22 protein-coding genes are annotated in these 22,191 nt (G+C 63.7%); 10 read left to right on the top strand and 12 right to left on the bottom strand.

Annotated elements, in window-relative coordinates; genetic code table 11:
- Positions 1 to 194: 194 nt before the first annotated feature.
- The 6 genes from AC0L17_RS08315 to AC0L17_RS08290 all read left to right on the top strand — a co-directional run bounded on the left by AC0L17_RS08315 (position 195) and on the right by AC0L17_RS08290 (position 5,462).
- Complete coding sequence (locus tag AC0L17_RS08315) at positions 195 to 1,127, top strand: VOC family protein (protein WP_473515457.1); 933 nt, start codon at positions 195 to 197, stop codon at positions 1,125 to 1,127.
- Positions 1,128 to 1,136: 9 nt separating this feature from the next.
- Positions 1,137 to 1,760, top strand: coding sequence for an alpha/beta hydrolase (locus AC0L17_RS08310; protein ID WP_473493779.1), 624 nt, complete (start codon positions 1,137 to 1,139; stop codon positions 1,758 to 1,760).
- A 3-nt stretch (positions 1,761 to 1,763) separates the two neighbouring features.
- Entirely contained in the window at positions 1,764 to 2,063 is a 300-nt protein-coding gene (locus AC0L17_RS08305) for a GNAT family N-acetyltransferase (RefSeq protein WP_023797123.1), read from the top strand.
- A gap of 245 nt (positions 2,064 to 2,308) precedes the next feature.
- On the top strand, positions 2,309 to 3,367 hold the full coding sequence (locus tag AC0L17_RS08300) for a dipeptidase (protein WP_023797124.1): 1,059 nt from the start codon (positions 2,309 to 2,311) through the stop codon (positions 3,365 to 3,367).
- A gap of 132 nt (positions 3,368 to 3,499) precedes the next feature.
- The gene (locus AC0L17_RS08295; RefSeq protein WP_473515456.1) at positions 3,500 to 4,786 is read left to right on the top strand and encodes a flavin monoamine oxidase family protein; all 1,287 of its coding nucleotides are present in this window, start codon (positions 3,500 to 3,502) and stop codon (positions 4,784 to 4,786) included.
- Positions 4,787 to 5,051: 265 nt separating this feature from the next.
- Positions 5,052 to 5,462: a hypothetical protein gene (locus tag AC0L17_RS08290; RefSeq protein WP_091593207.1), complete on the top strand. Its 411-nt coding sequence runs from the start codon at positions 5,052 to 5,054 to the stop codon at positions 5,460 to 5,462.
- A gap of 130 nt (positions 5,463 to 5,592) precedes the next feature.
- Here the strand turns inward: AC0L17_RS08290 and AC0L17_RS08285 are convergent, their stop codons facing one another.
- Positions 5,593 to 7,677: a GAF domain-containing sensor histidine kinase gene (locus AC0L17_RS08285; protein ID WP_473515455.1), complete on the bottom strand. Its 2,085-nt coding sequence runs from the start codon at positions 7,675 to 7,677 to the stop codon at positions 5,593 to 5,595.
- Between the two features lie 66 nt (positions 7,678 to 7,743).
- On the bottom strand, positions 7,744 to 8,526 hold the full coding sequence (locus tag AC0L17_RS08280) for a response regulator (RefSeq protein WP_473512176.1): 783 nt from the start codon (positions 8,524 to 8,526) through the stop codon (positions 7,744 to 7,746).
- A gap of 46 nt (positions 8,527 to 8,572) precedes the next feature.
- Here AC0L17_RS08280 and AC0L17_RS08275 point away from each other — a divergent pair, with 46 nt between their 5' ends.
- Positions 8,573 to 9,259, top strand: coding sequence for a winged helix-turn-helix domain-containing protein (locus AC0L17_RS08275; protein WP_473515454.1), 687 nt, complete (start codon positions 8,573 to 8,575; stop codon positions 9,257 to 9,259).
- A gap of 30 nt (positions 9,260 to 9,289) precedes the next feature.
- Here AC0L17_RS08275 and AC0L17_RS08270 read toward each other — a convergent pair whose 3' ends face one another.
- Both AC0L17_RS08270 and AC0L17_RS08265 read right to left on the bottom strand, forming a co-directional pair.
- Positions 9,290 to 9,457 (bottom strand): hypothetical protein, encoded by a 168-nt coding sequence (locus tag AC0L17_RS08270; RefSeq protein ID WP_473515453.1) that lies wholly within the window; start codon positions 9,455 to 9,457, stop codon positions 9,290 to 9,292.
- A 24-nt stretch (positions 9,458 to 9,481) separates the two neighbouring features.
- The gene (locus AC0L17_RS08265; protein WP_473515452.1) at positions 9,482 to 9,781 is read right to left on the bottom strand and encodes a hypothetical protein; all 300 of its coding nucleotides are present in this window, start codon (positions 9,779 to 9,781) and stop codon (positions 9,482 to 9,484) included.
- 322 nt (positions 9,782 to 10,103) lie between these two features.
- On the opposite strand from AC0L17_RS08265, the gene AC0L17_RS08260 reads away from it, so the two are divergent.
- Positions 10,104 to 10,589: a L,D-transpeptidase gene (locus AC0L17_RS08260; protein ID WP_473515451.1), complete on the top strand. Its 486-nt coding sequence runs from the start codon at positions 10,104 to 10,106 to the stop codon at positions 10,587 to 10,589.
- Positions 10,590 to 10,673: 84 nt separating this feature from the next.
- On the opposite strand, the gene AC0L17_RS08255 is transcribed toward AC0L17_RS08260, so the two are convergent.
- Both AC0L17_RS08255 and AC0L17_RS08250 read right to left on the bottom strand, forming a co-directional pair.
- Positions 10,674 to 13,757 (bottom strand): efflux RND transporter permease subunit, encoded by a 3,084-nt coding sequence (locus AC0L17_RS08255; protein WP_473515450.1) that lies wholly within the window; start codon positions 13,755 to 13,757, stop codon positions 10,674 to 10,676.
- Entirely contained in the window at positions 13,754 to 15,019 is a 1,266-nt protein-coding gene (locus tag AC0L17_RS08250; RefSeq protein ID WP_473515449.1) for an efflux RND transporter periplasmic adaptor subunit, read from the bottom strand. The genes AC0L17_RS08255 and AC0L17_RS08250 overlap by 4 nt, the downstream gene beginning before the upstream one ends.
- Positions 15,020 to 15,170: 151 nt before the next feature.
- Here AC0L17_RS08250 and AC0L17_RS08245 point away from each other — a divergent pair, with 151 nt between their 5' ends.
- Both AC0L17_RS08245 and AC0L17_RS08240 read left to right on the top strand, forming a co-directional pair.
- Entirely contained in the window at positions 15,171 to 15,707 is a 537-nt protein-coding gene (locus AC0L17_RS08245) for a TetR/AcrR family transcriptional regulator (RefSeq protein ID WP_091593200.1), read from the top strand.
- 148 nt (positions 15,708 to 15,855) lie between these two features.
- A complete protein-coding gene (locus tag AC0L17_RS08240) occupies positions 15,856 to 16,071 on the top strand; it encodes a hypothetical protein (RefSeq protein ID WP_473515448.1) in 216 nt (71 codons plus the stop codon).
- Here AC0L17_RS08240 and AC0L17_RS08235 read toward each other — a convergent pair.
- The 6 genes from AC0L17_RS08235 to AC0L17_RS08210 form a co-directional block, all read right to left on the bottom strand.
- Positions 16,046 to 17,167 (bottom strand): Gfo/Idh/MocA family protein, encoded by a 1,122-nt coding sequence (locus AC0L17_RS08235; protein WP_473515447.1) that lies wholly within the window; start codon positions 17,165 to 17,167, stop codon positions 16,046 to 16,048. The two genes, AC0L17_RS08240 and AC0L17_RS08235, sit on opposite strands and share 26 nt — an antisense overlap.
- Positions 17,168 to 17,246: 79 nt before the next feature.
- Positions 17,247 to 18,011: an ATP-binding cassette domain-containing protein gene (locus tag AC0L17_RS08230; protein ID WP_473515446.1), complete on the bottom strand. Its 765-nt coding sequence runs from the start codon at positions 18,009 to 18,011 to the stop codon at positions 17,247 to 17,249.
- The gene (locus AC0L17_RS08225; RefSeq protein WP_473493790.1) at positions 18,008 to 19,009 is read right to left on the bottom strand and encodes an ABC transporter permease; all 1,002 of its coding nucleotides are present in this window, start codon (positions 19,007 to 19,009) and stop codon (positions 18,008 to 18,010) included. The genes AC0L17_RS08230 and AC0L17_RS08225 overlap by 4 nt, the downstream gene beginning before the upstream one ends.
- Positions 19,006 to 19,995 (bottom strand): sugar ABC transporter substrate-binding protein, encoded by a 990-nt coding sequence (locus tag AC0L17_RS08220; protein ID WP_473493791.1) that lies wholly within the window; start codon positions 19,993 to 19,995, stop codon positions 19,006 to 19,008. Before AC0L17_RS08220 ends, AC0L17_RS08225 begins: the two co-directional genes overlap by 4 nt.
- A 434-nt stretch (positions 19,996 to 20,429) precedes the next feature.
- On the bottom strand, positions 20,430 to 21,467 hold the full coding sequence (locus tag AC0L17_RS08215; RefSeq protein WP_473515445.1) for an ROK family protein: 1,038 nt from the start codon (positions 21,465 to 21,467) through the stop codon (positions 20,430 to 20,432).
- Positions 21,467 to 22,189, bottom strand: a complete 723-nt coding sequence (locus AC0L17_RS08210) for a ribulose-phosphate 3-epimerase (protein ID WP_473515518.1) — start codon at positions 22,187 to 22,189, stop codon at positions 21,467 to 21,469. Before AC0L17_RS08210 ends, AC0L17_RS08215 begins: the two co-directional genes overlap by 1 nt.
- Positions 22,190 to 22,191: the final 2 nt, after the last annotated feature.

Genomic DNA, 22,191 nt, shown 5'->3' with positions numbered 1-22,191 from the left:
GCCGATCACGGGAGCCGAATTTTTGTTGCGACACAAGCCTCAGGTGTTCGCAAAATGGTGAACAAAAGTCGCTTTATTGTTCACTTATAGAGCACAGTCTATTCTGTGTTTGCGGCCTTTGCCGCCGGCTGGCGGCTCCTCATATTGGCGTGGACCGCGGCATGGGCCGCACAGGACAAGGAAGGAGCAGGAAAATGCTCAACCAGATCAGGGGCCTGCATCACGTCACCTCGATGGCCAGGGATGCGCGCCAGAACAACGAGTTCTTCACAAAAAAGCTCGGCCTGCGCCGGGTCAAGAAAACCGTCAATTTCGACGCGCCGGATGTCTACCATCTCTACTATGCCGACGAGCTCGGCACGCCCGGTTCGGTGATGACCTACTTTCCGTTCCCCAACATCGGCAAGGGCCGCCACGGCGTTGGCGAGGTCGGCACCACGGTCTATTCGGTGCCCGAAGGCACGCTTGCCTATTGGGAAAAGCGTTTTGCCGATGAGGGCGTCGCCGGGCTGTCGCGCGAAGAGCGTTTCGGCGACAAGCGCCTTGGCTTCGCCGGTCCCGATGGCGACGGGTTTGCGCTGGTCGAGAACAAGGCCGACACCCGTGCGCCATGGGCGAAGGGCGATGTTCCGTCCGACGAGGCGATCCGCGGCTTTCACTCGGTGTCGCTCAGGCTCAGGGATGGCGGCGCCACGGAAGAGCTGCTGAAATTCATGGGCTATGAGGAAGTCGACACGTCCGGAACTGTAAAAAGGCTGGCGCTGAAGGACGGCAACGGCGCCGACATCGTCGATATCGAATCGCTGCCGGGCGCCGCTTTTGCCGATCTCGGCGCCGGCTCGGTCCACCACGTCGCCTTCGCTGTCGAAAACCGCGCCAAGCAGCTCGAAATGCGCAAGGCGCTGATCGACACCGGTTACCAGGTGACGCCGGTGATCGACCGCGATTATTTCTGGGCGATCTATTTCCGCACGCCGGGCGGCGTGCTGTTCGAAGTCGCCACCAACGAGCCGGGCTTCGACCGCGACGAGGACGCAGCCCATCTCGGCGAGGCGCTGAAGCTGCCGTCGCAGCACCAGCATCTGAGGCCATATCTCGAGCAACATCTGCAAAAGCTGGAAGACTGAGGATAAGTCATGAGCAAGGACGCTTACACCTACAAGACACTGCCGGGTTCGCCTGATGGATCGCTGCTCTTCGTCTTCCACGGCACCGGGGCCGACGAGAACCAGCTTCTGTCGCTCGGGCGTGATCTCGCGCCGCAGGCGACCATCGTTTCGCCGCGCGGCGATGTCTCGGAAGACGGTGCTGCGCGCTTCTTTCGCCGCACCGGCGAGGGCGTCTACGACATGGACGACCTGGCGCGGGCGACGGACAAGATGATTGGCTTCGTCAAGGCGCATATCGAGGCGGCAAAGCCCGCGTCGGTGCTTGGCCTCGGCTATTCCAACGGCGCCAACATCCTGGCCTCGGTGATGTTCGCGGCGCCCTCTCTGTTCGATGCGGCGGTGCTGATGCATCCGCTGATTCCATTCGAACCGGAGGTGAAGGGCAGCTTGGCCGGCCGCCGCATCCTGGTCACAGCAGGCAGGCGCGATCCGATCTGTCCGCCCAACCTGACGTCGCGGCTGGAAGCCCATTTGCGCGCCGATGGCGCCGATGTCACAGTGGAGTGGCACGACGGCGGCCATGAGGTGCAGTCGAACGAGATCGAGGCGGCGCGGCGGTTCCTGTCCGCTACGCCGGCAGAAGGAGCGTAAGCAATGCCTGACCAATTGCCGGAGGTCGAACTGGAGGATCGCGGTTCCAAGGGCCGTTATCTCCTGCGCGGGCCTGACGGCGCCGAGGCGGAGATGACTTTTACCAAGGTCGGCGAGCACCAGATCATCATCGACCACACCGAAGTGCCGGATGCGTTTCGCGGCCAGGGCGCAGGACTCAGGCTCGTTACCCGCGCCGTCGAGGACGCGCGCGCGGCGGGCAAGAAGATCATTCCGCTCTGCCCGTTCGCCAACGCCCAGTTCCGGCGTCACCAGGAATGGGCCGACGTGCTGAAGCAATAGTCGGTCGTGGCTCCCCCTTCTCCCCTTGTGGGAGAAGGTGGCCGCGAAGCGGCCGGATGAGGGGTGTTCCAGCTTGGCACCAACAGCACTCCGTGCAGCACCCCTCAACCGTCTTGGCGCTACGCGCCAATCCACCTTCTCCCACAAGGGGAGAAGGCAAGACCGCGCTCGACTTGCCTAGTGGGTATTGCCTTGCCTAAGTAGGATATTGCCCGCCCGACCAATCGAACCGAAATGATCCCTTGATGACCGAAACCGATCTTGTTCCCGTTTTCGACGGCCACAACGACACGCTGCTCAGGCTCTATCAGTCGAAAGACGCGGATGTCGAAAAGCTGTTCATCGAGGGAACATCGGGTGGCCACATCGACCTGCCGCGTGCGAAACAGGGCGGCTTTGCCGGCGGCATGTTCGCAATCTTTCCGCCGCCGGTCGAGAAATCCAAGCGCAGTGCGGTTCCTCCCGCGCCAAGCGATATCGAGCCCTTGCCGCCCGAAATTCCGCGCGCCGACGCGCTTGCTTCCACCATCGCCATGGCCTCGATCCTGTTCAGGCTGGAACGAGCGTCGGCGCTCACCGTCTGCCGCAGCGCCGGCGATGTGCGAAACGCGATGGCGCAAGGGTCGATCGCAGCGGTGTTCCATATCGAAGGCGTCGAGGCGATCGACCCCGAACTGACCATGCTCGACGTGCTGCATGCGGCCGGCTTGCGCTCGCTCGGCATCGTCTGGAGCCGCCCGAACGCTTTCGGCCATGGCGTGCCGTTCCGGTTCCCGTCGACGCCCGACACCGGACCTGGCCTGACCGATGCCGGCAAGGCGCTGGTCAAGGCCTGCAACCAGCTCGGCATCATGGTCGATCTTTCGCACCTCAACGAGAAGGGGTTTCGCGACGTCGCCGAGATCAGCGACGCACCACTGGTCGCGACCCATTCCAATGTCCATGCGATCTGCGGCCATTCGCGTAACCTCACCGAATGGCAGCTCGGCGCGATCCGCGACTCGGGCGGCATGGTCGGGCTGAATTTCGCGACCGGGTTTTTGCGCGAAGACGGCAGGATGAATGCCGATACCAGTCTCGACGTCATGGTGCGCCATGTCGATTCACTGCTGCAGGCTTTGGGCGAAGACGGCGTCGGGCTCGGGTCCGACTTCGACGGCGCCATGATCCCGGCTGTGGTCGGCGACGTCACCGGCCTGCCGAAGCTGCTCGACGCGTTCGCCGCGCGCGGCTTCGGTCGCGCGCTGATCGAGAAGATCGCCTACCGCAACTGGATAAGCATGCTGGAAAAGACCATTGGCTAAAGCGGGTCGCCCGGCGGAGCAGCCAGCAACCTGCAATTCGATCGAGCGGGGTTTGATGATCTCGACAGGACCGTTGTCTCCGAAGCACAAGCCGCGGATGATAGCGGACTTCGAGACCTTCAGGGCCGGCTCTTGAAGCGCCAGACCGTGCGAACCGATGTCGCCATCGTCGGCGCCGGCTTTACCGGCCTGTCAGCCGCGCATGAATTGAGCAAGGCCGGCATCGATCTTGCGCTGCTCGAGGCGCGCGGCCGCGTCGGCGGGCGGGTCGAGTCCCAGTGGAACGGGCTTGGCGAGCGGATCGACAGCGGCGGTCAGTTCCTGTGCGAGGACATGCCGGAACTGATGGCCCTGGTGCGAACGCGCGGCAAGACGTTGGTCGAGACCTATGCTAAGGGCGAGTTCGTTGCCCAGCCGCTGACCGGCGCAAAGCAAGTCGAGCGAATCTACCACGCCTCGATGTCGATCCGCGACCGCATGAACGCGATCGCACCGGGCGATCCGGCTATCGCCGGCTTGACCGTCGCCGCATGGCTCGATCGCCAGAACGATCCCGGCGAGGCCAAGGCGGCTTTCCGCTCGATGATCGAGGGCTTGTGGTGCCAAGCGCTCGAAAAACTGCCGCTTTGGCACCTCATCGACAATGACCGGCGTATCACCAACGAGGTGTCGGAACTGCAGTATTTCGTGCTCGAAACCATGCAGTCTCTGGCGGATGATCTGGCTGGCGATCTCGGCGACCGCCTGCGATTGAACACGCCGGTCAGAACGATCGACCGCAGACCGGGAGGCGTTCGTCTCGCGTCGAGGACGGGCTCGATCACGGCTCGAATAGCGCTGATCGCCATGCCGCCGATGATGGCTTCGAAGCTGGACTTCGCGCCGCCGCTGCCGACTGTCTTGCAAAAGGCTCTCGGCGTCTGGCAAAGCGGCGCGGTGATCAAAATACAGCTGCGCTATGCCACCGCCTTTTGGCGCGCCAAGGGCCTGAGCGGCATGGTGATGTGGCGCGATCCGCCGGCACTTTTTGCCTGTGACGTCAGCAAGGATTGTGGCCACCCTGCCTTGGTCGTCTTCGTCGGCGGGCCGCTTGCCCTCCGCTGGCGGGAACTGGGAGATGCCGCGTTGCGCACCGAGGTTATGGCGCGGCTGAGGCAGGCGCTCGGCACGGACGCGGACGACTTCATCGACTTCAGCTGTCGCGACTGGACCGACGATCGCTGGAGCGGTGGCGGCTACGCCGATCTCATCATCGATACGAGCGCCACCGAGGCCGAAAAAACCATCCTGGCCGGCGCGCCGCCGGTGTATTTCGCATCCTCGGAATTGTCGCCGTCGTTTCCGGGCTATGTCGAAGGCGCAATCGTGGCTGGGCGCATTGCGGCACAGAAAATCCTGAGGGAATTTAATCCGCAGTAATCACCAGCGCCTCATCGTCGCAGGCGGGGGCGTCTCAAGGTGACGACCGGACGTCGCCGGGCCAGAGCGGCGGCGCGATTTGATCCCGTGAACACGCATCTGGACGAAAACAGTTCGGCAACGAACGCCATCGCCCCTGCATGACCGCCCGCCGAATTCCCGTTTCAAAGCTGTTACACGGTCAGTTTGCGTGCGTCGTTCGTACGTTACAGGGTGCGGCTATGTTCGTTTCCACAGAAAAAGAAGATCGACGAAGGGAAGCACGATGTATACGAAAATCCGGACTGCCGGCAATGACCGCCGCCTGCAGGCGCCGGAGCGCAACGACCGGCGGCCGAAGCTGGCGCTGCGCCAGCGCGCCAACGACCATCCGATGGCGCTGTTCGTGGTGCTGGGCGCCGCCGCATTCGTCGGCATGGCGTTCGCGCCGACGGTTGGTCCCGCCTTTGCTTCGCTGAACCCGCCGGCAAACATCGTCAAGGGCGCGCCGACCACGACCAAGACCGCGCGGCTGCCGATGCCGGAGATCGATTTTGTCTGCAAGGGGCAGGCCTGGGGCGCCGAGAGTGCGGACTGCCTGCGCGTCATTGCCGAGCAATCCGGCATTCACAAGGCCCGCGCGGTTCGCGTGATCGCCAATGCCGCGCCGCTGACCGATATCCCGAACGTTTTTTGATGCCCGAGCGACCCCTCCAGCGCTCCAGGCAGGCTCCCGCCGCATCCTCGGCCGGGAGTCTTTTTTCTCTGGAAAGCCCTTTGTTGAGCATCGGATTTTTTCAAAAATCGATTTCCACCGGTCCGAAGTCCTAGCTGCCCAATGCGGCCTGCTCGGCGATGGCCGACAGCACCCCGCGCACGTCCAGCGTGCTGAACGGCTTTTCCAGGATCTGCGGCCGCTGCGGCGCCGGCAATGCCTCGATTTCGGCTTTCGCGCCGATCAGGTCGCCGGTGACCAGAACGAAGCGCCGCGCCAGATCAGGCTTTTCGGCGAGCAGTTCGCGATAGATCGATATGCCGCTGGTGCCGGGCATGCGCAGATCGGAAAAGACGATGTCCGGCGACATATGGCCCGACAAGGTCGCGGCGGCCGACGCCCAGGCCGGCACGATCCGCGACTTGATGCCCATCAACTCCAGAATGTCGGACAGCGAGGCGGCGACATCCGGCTCGTCGTCGATGATCAGGGCATGGCGCAATCCGCTCGAGCGCGACGGGCTTTCGCCGGCGGCGGCCGCGCCGCCGGCGATCGCCGGCAACTGAACGACGAAACGGGCGCCTCTCGGCAGAACTTCCTCGAACCAGACATTGCCATTGTGCCGTTCGATGATCGATTTCGAGATCGACAGGCCGATGCCGGTGCCGACGCCGACCGGCTTGGTGGTGAAATACGACTCGAAGATGCGAGAACGTATCGCTTCCGGCACGCCCGGCCCGTTGTCCTCGACCGAGAAACAGGGATTGCCGCGATCGCTGCGAAACGTGCGAACCTTGATCAGCCGGTCGCCGCCGATGCCGGCCAGAGCGTGCTGGCTGTTGATGAGGAAGTTGGCGGCCACTTGCGTCACATGGTCGGCGTCGGCCATGGCCAGCAGCGGGCCGCTGGCGAAATCGGTGTCGATAATGATGCCGGTCGACCTGGCGCCGTAGGCGGTCACTTCGAGCGCCGCGCGGACCACCTGGTTGAGGTCAGTCTCGGCCTGCGACGCCGGATGCAGGCGGACCATCGAGAGGAAGCTCTTGACGATGCGGCCGCAGCGCTCTGCGGCGGCGCGCACCTTTTCGGCGCGCACCTTGGTCTGCGGGTCTGAAGCGAACTCGTGCAACAAAGTCGATTGGGCGACGACCACGGCAAGCGGGTTGTTGAGCTCGTGTGACACGCCGGCAAGCAGCGAGCCCATCGCCGCCATCTTCTCGTTCTGGTGCAGCTTTTCGCGCTGGCGGCCGATCTCCTCCTCGGCACGCAATTTGTCGCGGAGGTCGCGGATCGAGCCGAAGATCAGGCGGCGGTCGGCGACCCGCATCTCGGTTGCCGTCAATTCGATCGGAAAGACCTCGCCGGCAGCGTTCTGGGTGACGGTCTCGATCCGCTGCCCGACCATCGGCGCGCCGCGGCCCGACATGTATTCGGCGCCCGACACATAGCCCTTGCGATAATAGTCCGGAACGACGGTGTCGAGCAGGTCCTTGCCGAGGATGGTGCTGCGCTGGTAGCCGAACATCTTTTCGGCGGCCGGATTGAATTCGATGATCGAGCCGGTCTCGTCGATGACGATGATGGCGTCGAGCGAGGCCTGCAGCATGGTGCGGCGGATGACTTCGCTGGCGTGGGCATCGGAAAGCGATCGTTCGATGGCGTCGCCGATGGCCAGCGCCACGATGTGCAGCGTTGCCTCTTCCTCGTTGGTCCATTCGCGCTCGTTCACGCAGTCGTTGACCGCCAGCGTGCCCCACAGATGGCCATGCGCAAAGACCGACACCGACAGGAACGATTTGATGTGCTGCTTTTCGAAGTCGGTTCTCAGAAAGCCTTCGAGGTCGCGCGTGTGTCCCGCGAAGATCTTGCCTTGCCGCTCGTCCTCCGCCAACCGTTCCAGCAGTGGGTCCGAATTGACAACCGACTGCATGATCACCGTCGGCGATGCCAACTCGCCACCATATCGGGGGTCGATCCAGTAGGCCGCCACCGATTGGGCAAAGCCTTGGCCGGGCAGCTCGCGCAGCCGAAACAGGATGCCGCGCTGGCAATCCATGGCCCCGCACAGCGTTTCAAGGATGCTACCCATGTCGCGCTGCCAGTCGCCAGCTTCGTGAAGCCGGCGAACGATGTGAACAGCGGCCATCGCCGCGCTCTGCCTGACGCCGTGCCTATCGCTGCGTGCTTCAGCCGTCATGGTCAACCGTCATGGGGTCAGCCGTCATTTCACAGTCGTGCCACCGAGAGTGGTTGGTCGCGCCGCTCAGTTGCCTTCGCCGGTCGGCAGCGAGAAGATATAGCCTTCGCCGCGGACTGTGCGCAGGAATTTCGGATTGGCCGGGTCCGCCTCGATCTTCTTCCTCAGCCGCATGATGCGGATATCGACCGCGCGTGAGGAGTCAGGATCTTCCACGAAGCCGATCGCCTCGGAGATCGCCGCACGCGTCAGCAAGCGGTTGGCACGCGTCAGGAAGACCTCCAGCACGTCGAACTCGCTCTTGGCCAGGTCGATGACCGTCCCATTGGCGCCGGTGACGAACCGACCGTCGAGATCGGCATGGAAAGGGCCGAAGCTCATGGAACGGCGGTTGTTGGCAGTTGTTTCGGCCTTGGCGGCCTGCGGCTCGGCCGGCGGCGGCACGCGGCGCAGCACGCTGCGGACCCGAGCCAGCACCTCGCGCAATTCGTAAGGCTTGACAATGTAGTCGTCGGCGCCGAGTTCCAGCCCGACGATGCGGTCGAGCGCGGTGCCGGCGGCAGTGGCATAAATGATGCCGATCGGCGTTTTCGAGCGCATCCAGCGGCCAAGCGACAGGCCGTCCTCGCCCGGCATGGCGATGTCGAGGATGGCCAGTTGAAACGACTGCGTTTCCAGCAAGGTTCGAGCAGCGCTGGCGCTCTCGGCCGTAGCGACATCGTAGCCGCTGGCGCCGAGATACTCGGCGACCGCGTCCCTCAGATCCGGCTCGTCCTCGACGACGACAATTCGTGCCCGCACTATGTTTTCGCTCCCGCTTTCAGCGGAAAGTAGATTGGGTATAAACATCATGTCCAGCACTCATCTTGGGTTGCCGGTTGCAGGGTGGAAAAAAATGGCTGCACGATCCATCATCGCGCTTGTTTCCGTCGCCGAAGTGGTCGCGACCGATCTCGCCGACCATCTCGAACGGCGCGGTCATGACGTGCGCGCAGTGCGGCAGCCGTGGGAGGCCGAATCCTTGCTTTCCGGAAACGGCATCGATGTCGTCGTCGTCGGCGACAGCCTCAGCCAGGCGGAAGGGCGTGATATGCTCAAGCGCCATGGCGGCGAGGGCGGGCCGGATTTCATCTTGATCTGCCGGCCGGCCGATCTCGTCGACAAGGTGCTGGCGCTCGAGCTCGGCGCCGCCGACGTCGTCGAGAGCCCGCTCAACGTCAGGGAACTCGCCGCCCGTATCGGCGGCTTGCTGGCACGGCGCGGCCGGAACGCCGGGGAATTGGTCGTGCTGGAGAACGCGACGGTCGACCTCCGGTCGGCCATGGTCATGCATCGCTCCGGCACGGAAGAACAATTGTCGCCGGGCCAGGTGGCGCTGCTCAGATTGTTCCTGGCCAGTCCGCGCAAGGTCTTGACGCGCGACGACATCATTGCCGCCGCGCCAGCCGAAAATGCCGATGCCTTCGATCGCTCGATCGATTCGCGCATTGTGCGACTGCGCCGCAAGCTCGACACCGAAACCATCACCACCATAAGGGGTGCGGGCTACCGGTTCGACCCGCCGACGCAGTTCGCCGACTGAGGCTGGGGCTCTCACCGCAGGCCCAGGCGTTCAGCGCACCACGAGAAGAGATGGACCTGACGGCATTTCGCTGGCCGCGACGAATTCACTCGCATGGGCACGATCCCTGAGAAGCACGGTGGCGAGGCCGGCAAAGCCGAGCAGGCCCTGTGCGTAGAGCAGTGCGGAAAGCACCGAAGCTGCAAATTTCGCGTCCATCGTTTTCGTCCCCCAAATTTGGTTTCAGGTTCGCTTCAGGGAAAACCCCGAAGTGCCCGCGCCGCCTGCGGAGCCCCCCGTCGCGGCGCGGGCCTTCGGTCCTCTCGGCTGCAAGTTGCCGGAGGTGCCGCGCATCTTCTTCAGCCCAAAACCGACCCGCCAGAGGGCCTTGAGCCGGTTATGCGCAGGCTGGACACGATCCAGACCGTGGCGAAAACAGTGCGGCATGCAAATCAACGCTGCTTCTATGCTTATCCTGAACCAGGAGATCACGTTCGATTGCATGTTCATCTTGGTTTGTGCCGGCTGTTTTCGTTGGGTCAACTTTGCCGGTGGCCTGTATCAACATCATGCCGCTCGAGTCCGCGCTTTGTTGCCGATTGGTTTCGAGCTTTCTTTCATGTGAGGGAAGACCGCGCTTCCGCCAGGAGATGGCAGTAGCTTTTCCGGTCTGGGCTCGACCGGGCAGACCGTCCTGTTCTTGCTTTCACCCTTGCAAACGCCTCGGAATGGGCCTGCGGCCGTTAACCAGAGGAAACAGATTCGAAACAGAAAAATCCGCCGTGCGAAATCAATTCGAAACGTGACCCGACGACAAGCCAGTCATCGAATTGGAGCCGGCCATGCCCGGCAGACAGGGGACAACATGCACACGGCCATTTCCGCCAAGCTCATCAACATCGCCGCCGCCGTCACCGCGGGCACGGCTCTTTTGTTCGGCGCCGGCAACGGCGTCGCCGATGCCGCCAATGGGGCCGCCAATCGGGCCGCCAATCAGATCGTGGCGCGGATTTCGCTCTCGCAGCAGACGATGGAAGTCCTCGTCGACGGGCGGCCGACCTTCGCGTGGAAAGTCTCGACCGGCGGCAAGGGGCATGTCACCCCGATCGGCTCGTTCAAGCCGACCCGCATGCACCAGATGTGGTATTCGAGGAAGTATGACAACGCGCCGATGCCGCATTCGGTCTTCTTCAAGGGTGGCTACGCCGTGCATGCGACCAATTTCGTCAAGCGCTTGGGACAGCCGGCCTCGCATGGCTGCGTGCGGCTGCATCCGGACAATGCCGCCGACTTCTACCAGCTTGTCGATATTTTCGGTCCGGCCAACACCAGGATCCTCATCGTCAAATAGAAAGCTAGACGATCCGCTTCCAAATACGTTGCGGTAGGACATTTCTGCCCAAGAAAAAGGCCGGAAATTCCGGCCTTTTGTCAATCAATCAACCGGCGCCGGCATCAGCTTCGGGTCCGGCTTCTCGGCGTGATGCGGCAGGTCCTTGCTGGCGATGAAGGTGTAGAACATCGGCACCACGAACAGGGTGAACATGGTTCCCACCAGAATGCCGGTGAAGATCACCAGGCCCATCGAATAGCGCGCTGCGGCGCCTGCGCCGCTGGAGACGATCAGCGGCACCACGCCGAGCGCCATCGCCGCGGTCGTCATCAGGATCGGCCTCAGCCGCACCCTGGCCGAGGCGACGATCGCATCGCGTCGCCGCATCCCGTGCAGTTCGCGCTGCTGGTTGGCGAATTCGACCAGAAGAATGCCGTGTTTGGTGATCAGGCCGATCAGCGTGATCAGCCCGACCTGCGTGTAGATGTTGAGCGTTCCCAACCCCAGATTGAGCGGCACGATTGCGCCGAAGATCGACAGCGGCACCGACATCATGATGATCAACGGATCGCGGAAGCTTTCGAACTGCGCCGCCAGCACCAGATAGATCACAAGAACAGCTGCCGCGAAGGCGATGATGATCGTGTAGCCCTGTTCCTTCTCCTGCCGCGACTGGCCGGTATAGTCGATGAAGAACGTGTCGGGCAGGCTTTCCCTGGCGATGTCCTCGATGGTCCTCAGCCCGTCGCCGGTGGTGATGGTGGGCAATGGCAGAGCGGAAATCGTGGCGGAGTTCAACTGATTGAACTGCTCGATCACGGCCGGCGAGGCGTTCGTCGAGATATTCACCACCGCCGAGAGCGGCACCATCTCGCCCGACGCGCTGCGGACGAAATACTCGGCCAGCTTTTCAGGGTTGTCGCGGAAGTTCTGCGGCACCTGAGGGATGATGTCGTAGCTGTTGGATTCGCGGTCGAACTGCGCCACTTCGGCGCCACCGACCAGGAGGGTCAGCGTCCGGCCGATGTCGGCGATCGGCAGGTTGAGGGCCGCGGCGCGGTCGCGGTCGATCGTCACCGTCACTTGCGGCGCATCGAAGGACATCGAATTCTGCACGGCGAGGAAGCGACCGGAGGCCTGCGCCTTGTTCTTGATGTCCTCGGCCGCCTCGAACACCTGGGAGGCATCGCCGGTCGAGCGCACCACCATGGTGACCGGCAGGCCGCCGCCGGAGCCGGGCAGCGTCGGCGGTGCGAAGACGAAAGCCTCGACGCCCGCCACCTTGGCGAGGCGGGCGGTGATGTCTTCCTGAAGTTCCTTCGAGCTGCGCGCGCGCTCGGCCCAGTCCTTGAAAGCGAAACCGACGAAGGCGCTGTTCGTCGGGCCCCCGAAGGCGACGGCGGAGAACCGCGCCCTGGTTTCGGGGATGTCATTCACCAGCCCGAGAATCTGGTTCACATAGGTTTCGGTGTAGTCCGACGTGGCGTAGCGCGGCGCGTTCACAAGAGACAGCAGGAAGCCCTGGTCTTCTTCGGGCGCCAGTTCGCTCGCGGTCTTGGTGAACATGAAGCCGGTCGTGGCGACCAGTGCGATGACGATCATCAGCGTCACTGGGCGGTATTTCAACGAGCCGCTGACCAGCCGCTCATAGACGTTTTCGACGCGCCTGAACGTGTTGTCGACAATGCGCTGGAAGCGGCTGTGCGAGCCGGCCCTCAGGATGCGTGCCGACATCATTGGGGTGACGGTGAGGGCGACGACACCCGAAAGCACCACCGAGCCGGCAAGCGTCACCGCGAATTCGCGAAACAGGGCGCCGGTCAGGCCGCCGGTGAAGGCCAGCGGCGCGAACACGGCGGCCAGCGTTATCGTCATGGCGATGACGGCGGACGAGATCTCGCGCATGCCGTTGAAGGCCGCCTGCATCGGCGACAAACCGTCTTCCTCCATGTGGCGGTGAATGTTTTCCACCACCACGATGGCATCGTCGACGACGAGGCCGATCGCCAGCACCATGGCCAGCAACGACAAGAGATTGATCGAATAGCCCAGCGTAAACAACAGGAAGCAGACGCCGATCAGCGACAGCGGAATGGTCACGATCGGCATTAGCACCGAGCGGAACGAGCCGAGGAAGAGCAGGATGACGACGATGACGATGGCGACCGCCTCGCCGATGGTCTTGAACACCTCCTCGATCGAAGCGCTGATCTGCTCGGTCGAATCGTACACGATCTCGATCGTCATGCCTTGCGGCAGCGTCTCCTGGATCGTCGGCACGATTTCGTGGATTGCCTCCGCCGTCGTCAGCGGATTGGCGGCCGGCGTCGGGAAGATGGCGAGAAAGATGCCGGGCTTGCCGTTGAAAGTAACCCTGGTGTCGGTGTTCGCCGCGGCGAGTTCGACGCGCGCCACGTCGCGCAGCCTTACCACATTGCCGTCTGTGGAACGAAGCGGAAGAGCGGCGAAAGCCTCCGGCGTCTGCAGCGTCGAGCGGACGGTGATCGAGGAGGCGACGTATTCGTTTTCGGTATTGCCGGGTGCTGAGAGGAAATTCGATGCGTTGATGGCGGTCAGCACGTCCGACGCCGTCACGCCGCGCGCCGCCAGTTTGATCGGGTCGATCCAGACGCGCATCGAATATTCGGCGGCCCCGAAAATCTGCACGTCGGCGACACCCTCGACCGTCGACATGCGCGGTCGCACGACGCGCTCGATATATTCGGTGAGCTGTTCCGGCGTCATGTTCGGATTCTGCATCGAGATATACATCATCGCGAACTGCTCGCCGGTGCCCTTGACGATCACCGGGTCTTCGGACTCGTCCGGCAGGTCGCCGCGCACGCTTTGTACCTTCGACAAGACTTCGTTCAGCGCGACGTCGGGGTTGGAGCCGAGTTTCATCTGCACCGTCACGGTGCTTGAGGACGGCCGGCTCGCCGACGTGACGTAATCGATGTTTTCGGTCGAAGCGACGGCACGGGCGATCGGCGCAGAAATGAACCCCTGGATCAGGTCGGCGCTGGCGCCGGGATAGGCCGTGGTGATCGTGATGGCCGTCTCTTCGACCTCCGGATACTGCCGGATCGAGAGGCTGAAGATGCCCTGGAAACCCAGAAGCAGAATCATCAAGGCGAGCACGGTCGAAAGGACCGGACGGCGAATGAAGATGTCGGAGAAGCTCATTTCTGGGCTGCCTGCTGGTTTGCCGGCTTGGTCGGGTCGATGGTGTTGTCGACGGCAACGGACATGCCGGCGGAAAGGCGGTTCTGGCCGGCGGTAACGACTTCGTCGCCGGGCGCAAGGCCCTCCAGGATCTCAACCAGGCCGTCATTGCGACGGCCTGGCTTGACGAACACCTGGGCAAGCACGAGCTGCGGCTTCTGCTCTTGCGCCGTCGGCTCGGCCGGCGCAGCAGTGGGTTTTTCCTCGGGTTTTGCCGCGGGCGCTTCAGCCGCGGGCTTGGCAGTATCCGTGGCCGGCTTTTCTTCCGGCTTCGCCGCAGCAGCAGGGGCGGCGCCACCGTCGGCGGCGGGCTTTGCCGGACGCACCACGAAGACGAAGTCGCCGTAGAGGCTGGAGGTCAGCGCAGTCTGCGGCACCGTCAGCACGTTGTTTTCCTCGGGCAGTTCGACGCGCACCTGCACGAACTGGCCAGGTGTCAGCTTGCCTTCGGGGTTGGCGACCTCGGCCCTGACCGTCACCATCCGGCTGGTCGGATTGATCTTCGGGTCGATACCGCGGATGGTGCCGGCGAACGGAAGCTCGCCGTCGCCAATGCCCAGCCGCAGCGTCTGGCCGATCTTCAGCAGCGGAAGCTGCTGTTCGGGAACCGAGAAATCGGCTCGCATCGTCTCCAGATCCTGCAGGGTCGCTACGGAAGTGCCGGGTGAGAGATACTGGCCGAGATCGATCCTGGGGATACCAATGGTGCCGCTGAAGGGCGCTGTCAGCAGCTTCTGCTCGAGCACCGCCTGCAGCCTGTTGACCCGCGAAGCGGAAGCCAATGCGGCTGCCCGCGCTGAATCGAGCGTCGATTCCGAGCCGACATCGCGTTTCTGCAATTCAAGGGCGCGTGTCAACGCCGTCTGGTCGAGCGCTGCTTGCGCCTTCGTCGCATCGAGATCGGCGCGCTCTGCGGCATCGTCGAGCTGAAGCAGACCCGCGTTGGCTTCAACCTTCTGATTGGCCTGAAACAGGATGTCCTTGACGATGCCGGCGGTCTCGACGGTCAGGTCGACGCCGCGGACCGCACTGACAGTGCCGATCGCCTCGACGCCCGGCGTCCACCCCGTCGGCTTGACGGTCATCGTCGACACGGTCGCCGCCGGCGGCTTCATCGTGGCGAAGAATTCCTGCATTGCATTGTCGCGGAACAAGTTGAAGCCGACGATGCCGCCGCAGACCACCACGAGCAGAATGAAGGCGATGATGAAACGCTTGATCACGAACAGTCCCCTTGGCCATGGCCCGGCACAACAGTCGGATGACCCAAACACATAGCTGTGACTGGTCCCGATATCAAATGACGGCGACCTTACTGTACCGTCTGGACGGTCTTGTCAATTCCGCGTAGGCTAATGTATGGGGGAGCGATTGATGAAAGCCCGCAGAGCAAATTCGCGTGATAAAATTCTCGCCGCCGCCGCCGATGTGGCACGCGAGACAGGACCCGGCAGCCTGTCGCTGGACGCCGTCGCCAGCCGGGCCGGGGTGTCGAAAGGCGGCTTGCTGTACAATTTCCCGACCAAGGCGAAGCTGATGCAGGCGCTGGTTGAGGATTATCTGCGCGCCTTCGAGCAGGCGCTGGACGCCGCCCGCACTGCCGGCGTCGCGGGCGAGAGCCCGCTTGCAACCTACATCAAGCTTTCGGCCGAACATGCCGCGGAATCGAAACCGTCGGCTTCCTGGATATTTTCGGCGATCGCCGAGGATCCCGATTTCCTGACGCCGATAAAAGCGTTCAGGCGGCAGGTTTTCGAACGGCTCAAGGGAGAAACGCCGGACCTCAAGGCGCTGCTGGTCTGCTACCTCGCCATCGAAGGACTTCGCAGCATGAATCTCTTCGATTCGGATGTTCTTTCGGTCGACGAACGCCGGTTGCTGATATCGTCCTTGTTGGAGATTGCGGGATAGATTGCCGCGCAGGAGTGCCGTTCAGGGAACCTTTGTCCGCCTCGCGATTTTGGATGTATGGTGAGAAGCCGAACGGCCAGAAAGGCATTCCCCGATGACAACAAAACGTTTTGCGATCCGCGCTCTCGTTTTCGCAATGGGGTGCAGCATGTCTGCCGCGGCCTTGGCTGGAGATCGCGATGATCAGCCTGACCGTGATCGCTACGTCCCCGCCGAAGGCAACATCATCGACATTCTGTTCGGCGGCCCGCGCTACTATGATCGGCAGTTGTTCACGACAGCCGCAGGAGCCTGCTCCTACCACAGGGTCGGACCCGACGCGAACGCGTTGAACAAGATCAACGATCACCATTGCGGGAAGTAGACGGCAGGCCGCGGCGGTCGCCAGCCTTCTTCATCTGCTCGATAATCTCGGCCATCAGCGCCAGGTCGCGGCGGGAGTCCGCTAGGTCGGTCAGCGGCTTCGTCCCGGCGGTGATGTGGCGGTGGAAGGTTTCCAGTTCGTTGGAGAAGGCGTCGCCATACAGCGGCCCGAATGTCCGCGTCACCGGGCCGGCTGCCCCGGCTTCCGTCACTTCGAGTCGCGTCGGCAGGCTGCGGATGTAGGGGGTGTCGTAAATGATGCGGACCCGCTTGGTATTCGAGCGCACCTCGATCATCGCGTCGAACAGGCCGAGATCGTCGACCACTGCGTCGTAGCAGCAGGCGAAATGGCCGTAGTCGAAGGTCACGCTCGTGTTGGCCCCGCCATTGGTGCGGTGCGCCGCCAGCACACGGGCCGGTTCGCCGAGGAGCCCGCGCATCGCCGAAATATGGTGCGAGCTCAGCGCCGTCAGGCCGCGATAGGCGCGTACGAGATCGGCGGGCGCATCGCTGCCCACCACTTCGCGAATCAGCGCCTCGCGCTCCCCGGCGCCGCGTGCCAAAAGGGCCGGATCGATGTCGGTGGGATAGAGGACGTTCTGGCTCTTCTTCAGGAAATGCCGGCCCTCGGAGATCAGGTCGAAGATGCGGACATGGGTTATGTCGGCGAAGTCAGGCAGTTCCTCCATCGCTGCAAGATAGGCCGGAGCGTAGCGGCGCATGTAGCCGACGAAGATCGTCTTGGCGTAGTTTGGCGTCAGTGCCAGAAGCTCGTCGATCTCGCGCACCGTCAGGCAGGCGGGCTTTTCCAAGAGGACATGCTTGTTCGCCTGGACGGCGGCACGGACGAAACGGCTGTGGGTCTCGTCTGACGAGAGGATGAAAACCGCGTCGATATCCGGCGAGTCGATTAGCGCCTCTGCCGTTTCGAAGGCTTTGGCGGTCGGGTATTCGGATGTGCACAGCGCCATCAGGCTCGGCGACACATCATAGATGCCTGATACCAGCCAGCTGTCGCGCTGATCGCTCAGCACCGGCAGATGGATTGATTGCGCGACCTCTCCAAGACCCACTAGCCCGACACGGATCACCGCCACGGCACACTCCCTTCGCAAACCAATTGTTTCCAGCCAACAGCTCGTTATAGCTACAGGTGCGGCTCGACCCGGCCGTCCGTCATGCAGCGCCGGTGACGAGCGCGACGAGTTCGTTGCCGGTCGTCTCGGATGAACGGACGGTCGCCACCATCCGTCCCGCTCGCATCACCCAGATCTGGTCGGACAGGCGCCGCACCTGATCGAAATTGTGGCTGACCAGGATGACGCTGACGGCCTGTTCGCGCAGCCGCCGGATCAGGGCTTCGACATTGGCCGTCTCCTGCACGCCGAGCGCTGCGGTTGGCTCGTCCATCACCACCAGCTTGGCGCCGGAACCTGCGGCGCGGCAGATCGAGATCGCCTGTCGCTGTCCGCCCGACAGGCGCCGCACGCGCTGGCTGACCGAAGGCATGTTGATCGACAGGCGTGACAGCATGGCGCGCGCCTGCTGCTTCATCGCCTTGCGGTCGAGCAGTGCGAAGGGGCCGATCCGGCGCACGATCTCACGGTTGAGGAACAGGTTCTGGGCGACGGTCAATTCATCGATCAGCGCGAGGTTCTGGTGCACCGTCTCGATGCCGGCCTTGCGCGCCTCGTCGGGATTGGCGAAGGGGTGCGGCCGGCCGTCGAAGAAAATGTCTCCAGCGTCCGGCACATGCACGCCGACTAGGCAGCGTATCAGCGTCGACTTGCCGGCGCCATTGTCGCCGATCACCGCGGTGACCTCGCCACGGCGGGCTTGGAAGGCGACATCGGTGAAGGCGCGGATGCCGCCGAAATGCTTGCTCAGTCCTTCGCAGGCGAGGATCGCGTCGGCCGACGGGGAGTGATTGACGGCGCTCATTTCTGATACCGCATGATCAGTGCCGCCAGCACCACGATGGCGCCAACGGCCAAGGGCTGGTAGAAGGCCGAAACGCTGAGCAGCGTCAGCCCGTTGACGAGAGCGGTTAGCATCAGCGCTCCGATCGCCGGGCCGAGAATGCTGGCGCGTCCACCAAACAGGCTGACACCTCCCAAGACGACTGCCGCCACCGAATTGAGCAGAAGGCTGGTATTGATCTGCGGTTCGGCCGAGCCGATGCGCGCCACCAGAAGCAGTGCGGCGATGCCGGCGCAGAAGCCTGAAATCGTATAAGCGACGATCTTGACCCGGTTGGTGTGGATGCCGAGCGCGCTGGCGCTTTCGACCTGGCCGCCGGTCGCCAGCAGATGCACGCCGAAGCGGGTGTGGAAGAGCGCGATATGCGCCACCAGAACGGCTGATATCGCCACCCAGACGGGATAGCCGAACGGTCCAAGGGAGCCCGAGGCCAGCCGCAGCAGGAAGGTCGAGCCGACCATTATCGGCTCGCCGCCCGACAGGATCAGGCCGAGCCCGGTGACGCCCGAAAGCGTGCCGAGCGTTACCACGAAGTCGGGTATTCGCCCGGCTGTGATGAGCGCGCCGTTCAGGAAACCGACCGCGCTGGTGGCGGCTACGGCGAGCACGCAGGCGAGAAAGATGCCATAGCCCGCGGCATCGACGAGCCCGAGGATGATGGCGCCCAGCATGACGGCTGCCGCCAAGGAGAGATCGATGCCGGCGGTCGCGACGACGAAGGTCTGGCCGATCGACAGCACGACCAGGATCGCCGCGGCCAGCAGCAGGGCCTGCAAGTTGGCGATGCTGAGGAAGACCGGCTGACTAATGCCGAAGACGATGACGAGGCCGACAAGACCGACGACCGATGCCCAGTCGGCCCAGAAGGAAGGATCCAGGAGGAGAGCCGACAGGGAGGGGCGGCTCTCCTCCGCCGCGCCCGCAGTATGCACGGGCGCGTTTTGTTCAGGAATGCTCACTTCAACATCTCGCGGAAGGGATCGGGATAGTCGTCGCCTGGACGCGGGAAGTTCTTCAGCGAGGCTTCGGCATTGTCCTTGTTGATCAATAGAACCGGCGCCGGCACGTTGGCGGGCAGTTCCTTGCCCATGGCCGCTGCCTTGCAGGCTTCCACGCCCATGGCACCGACGACATAGGGATATTGCGCGACGGTCGCGGCGAGTTCGCCGGCCGCCACCGATTTCAACGCGTCGACGATGCCGTCGAGGCCGATCACCTTGACGTCCTTGCCCGAGGTCTGGACGGCGCGCTGAACGCCGAGCGCCATGATGTCGTTGGCGGCGAAGAAGCCGGCGAGATCGGGATGCGCGGCCAGGATGTCGGTGGCCGCGGTAAGCGCCTTCTCGCGATCCCAGTCGGCGCTGACCATCACCACGACTTCGAGCTTGCCTTCGACAGCCTGCTTGAAGCCCTTGATGCGGGCGTTGCTGCCGACATCGCCGACAATGCCGGCCACCAGCGCGACCTTGGAGCCTGCAGGAACCAGCTTCAGCATCTCCTCGCCCGCCAGAACGCCGGCGGCAACGTTGTCTGTGCCGATGTAGGTTGAGATGGTGAAGCCGGCGGCCTTGGCCTGCTCGGCGTCGATGGTGCTGTCGATGTTGACGATCGGCTTGTTCTTCTGGGCGACAGGGACAAGTGCCTGGACGAGGTTGCTGACGCTGATCGGATTGACCAGATAGCAGTCGAAATCCTGCATGGCCATGGCGGTCAATCGATCGGCCTGCCCGGTAGCGTCGCCCATATTGGCGGCTGCCTGGATAGTGACGGCCACGCCGTCGGCCTTGGCCTGCTCTTCGATGCCTTGGTGCATGTACTGGAAGAAGGGATTGTCGAGACCCTTGACGATCGCCGCGACGCGGGCCGCGTCCTCGGCATGGACCGGCACTGAAATCACGATTGCAAACAGGCCTGCGCCAAGCGTCAGGCAATTGAACATACGCATGCTCTTCCTCCTCCTAATTTGTTGGTGGTGTCGCAATCGACCCGTTGCCCGGCCAACGGAATGGCTGTGTGCAGGCGAAGGCCAGCCCGGTGCTTGCGATGACAGGCGACCGACCGACCGGCGATCGCCGCACGGCGGTTTCCGAGCGCCCGGTCGGGCCATTTTCGTGTCAGGCATTTCTCCTCCCGGAGCGCTGACCGATGCCTTGTCAGCATTTCCGCATGTTTTAGAAAAAATTAACATGCGTCAACATTTAAAATGGTATGCAGAGGTTTTGATGTCCTGCGGTGCAGCAGAAATTGACGCTGCGGGGGCGAAGCAGCTTGATGCCGGCGTCGTCAGTTGTGTGGCTTCAGCCTATGAATCCACCGCGAACGCCGAATGCAGCGGCACCAGCGCCCGGGCCACAGGTGACCGGCGCCAGCAGCTTGAGCTCAGCGATGGATTGCCTCCCTGCCGGCGACACGTTCGGTCCGGCCGCCTTTGCTGTCCTTGTCCTGCGCCATCGCCAATGGCGCGCCCGGTTCGCCTTCCCACAGGATCAGGCTGGCCGCGCCGATCAGTCCTGCGCGGTCGCCAAGCCGCGCCGGCACGATCGGTACATCCCTGTAGGCCGGCATCGCCCGCTGCTCGACGGTTGCCCTGATGGTTGGAGCCAACAGGTCGAAGCCATTGGCGAGGCCGCCGCCCATGACGATCAGGTCCGGCGAATAGAGGTGAAGCAGGTTGGTGAAGCCGATGCCGAGCCACTTCGCCTCCGCCTCGATCAATTCGAGCGCGCTGATATCGACGGCACGTGCGGCTTCGACGACCTGCCTGGCCGAAACGTCGCCGTCAGCCGAAAGGCGCCTAAGCAGGGAGCCGTCGCCCGGCGCGGTCAGCGCCGTGGCACGCCGCCCGAGCGCGGTACCGGAGGCGACCGCCTCGAAACAGCCGACGGCGCCGCAGAAGCAGCGGTCGCCCTCGCCGGTGATGGTCATGTGGCCGATCTCGGCGGCCAGCCCGCGCCGGCCGTGATAGATGTGGCCGTCGGCGACGACGCCGCCACCAATGCCGGTCGATACGGTGACGAACACGAGGGATCCGGTACCTTGGCCGGCGCCGAAGCGCCATTCGCCAAGAGCGGCCGCGTTGGCGTCGTTTTCCAGCCGCACCGGCAGGCCGAAATGCTTGCCAAGAATGTCGATCAACGGCACGTCGTGCCAGCCGGCCAGCGTCGGCGGCGCGATCACGATACCGGCCTTGGGATCGAGCGGTCCCGGCGCGCCGATGCCGATCCCGGCGACCTCCGCCTGTGGGCGCTGTGTCAGAAGAGCCCCGGCCAGTGCGATGATCTGGCCGATCACCGCATCCGATCCCGCAATCGCCATCGTCGGCGCCGAGACCTGCGCGACAACGCCGCCGTCGCTCTCGACCAGCGCGCCGCGCAGCTCCGTTCCGCCGAGATCGAAGGCGAGGGCCAGTCTTGTCATCAGGCGGCGACCTCCAGCCGATGCAGCCAGCGAATGCGCTGCGCGAGGTCGGGGTCGCCGAACGCCAGCGATCCGAGCACCACCGTCTCGGCGCCAGAGGCGCGCAGGCGCGGCACCGTCTCGTGACGGATGCCGCCGTCGGCAGCCAGGATGATGTCGGTCTCGCGACCGGCTTTTCTCATCAGTGCGCGCGCTTCGATCAAACGTGGGCAGGCCTGCTCGGAAAGGCTCTGGCCCTTGACGCCGATGGATGTGCCGAGAAGCGTAAAAAACGCGACTTGCGACAGGAAAGGCGTGACCGCGGCCACCGGCGTTTCCAGCCTGAGCACCACGCCGGCCTCGGCGCCGAGCGCATGCGCCAGCCGCACGGCGCGCAGGCCGGCTTCGCCGTTTTCGGCGTGGACACTGACCAGATCGGCGCCGGCCTCGATGAACTGACGCGTCTGCTCCTCGACGATCTCGGCTTCGACCATCAGGTGCACATGGATAGGCCTTGCCGTCAGCCTGGCGATCCGCGCTACCAGGTCCGGGAAGAACAGGAAGCCCGGAGTGAAGCGGGCGTCCGCGACATCGAGGTGGTGGAGGTCGACATGAGGTTCTATGCGCTTCAGGTCGCGCTCCATATTGGCAAGATCGGCCGACCACAGCGAAAACTCGCCGAGCAGCCGGTTGCGCGGCAGGGCGGCGATGGCGGCGGGGCCGGACAGGGATTTGCCGGACAGGG

The organism is Mesorhizobium sp. WSM4829 (genome assembly GCF_055811475.1).
The sequence above is the reverse complement of the archived record's forward strand: the minus strand, read 5'-3'. Positions and strand labels throughout refer to the sequence as shown.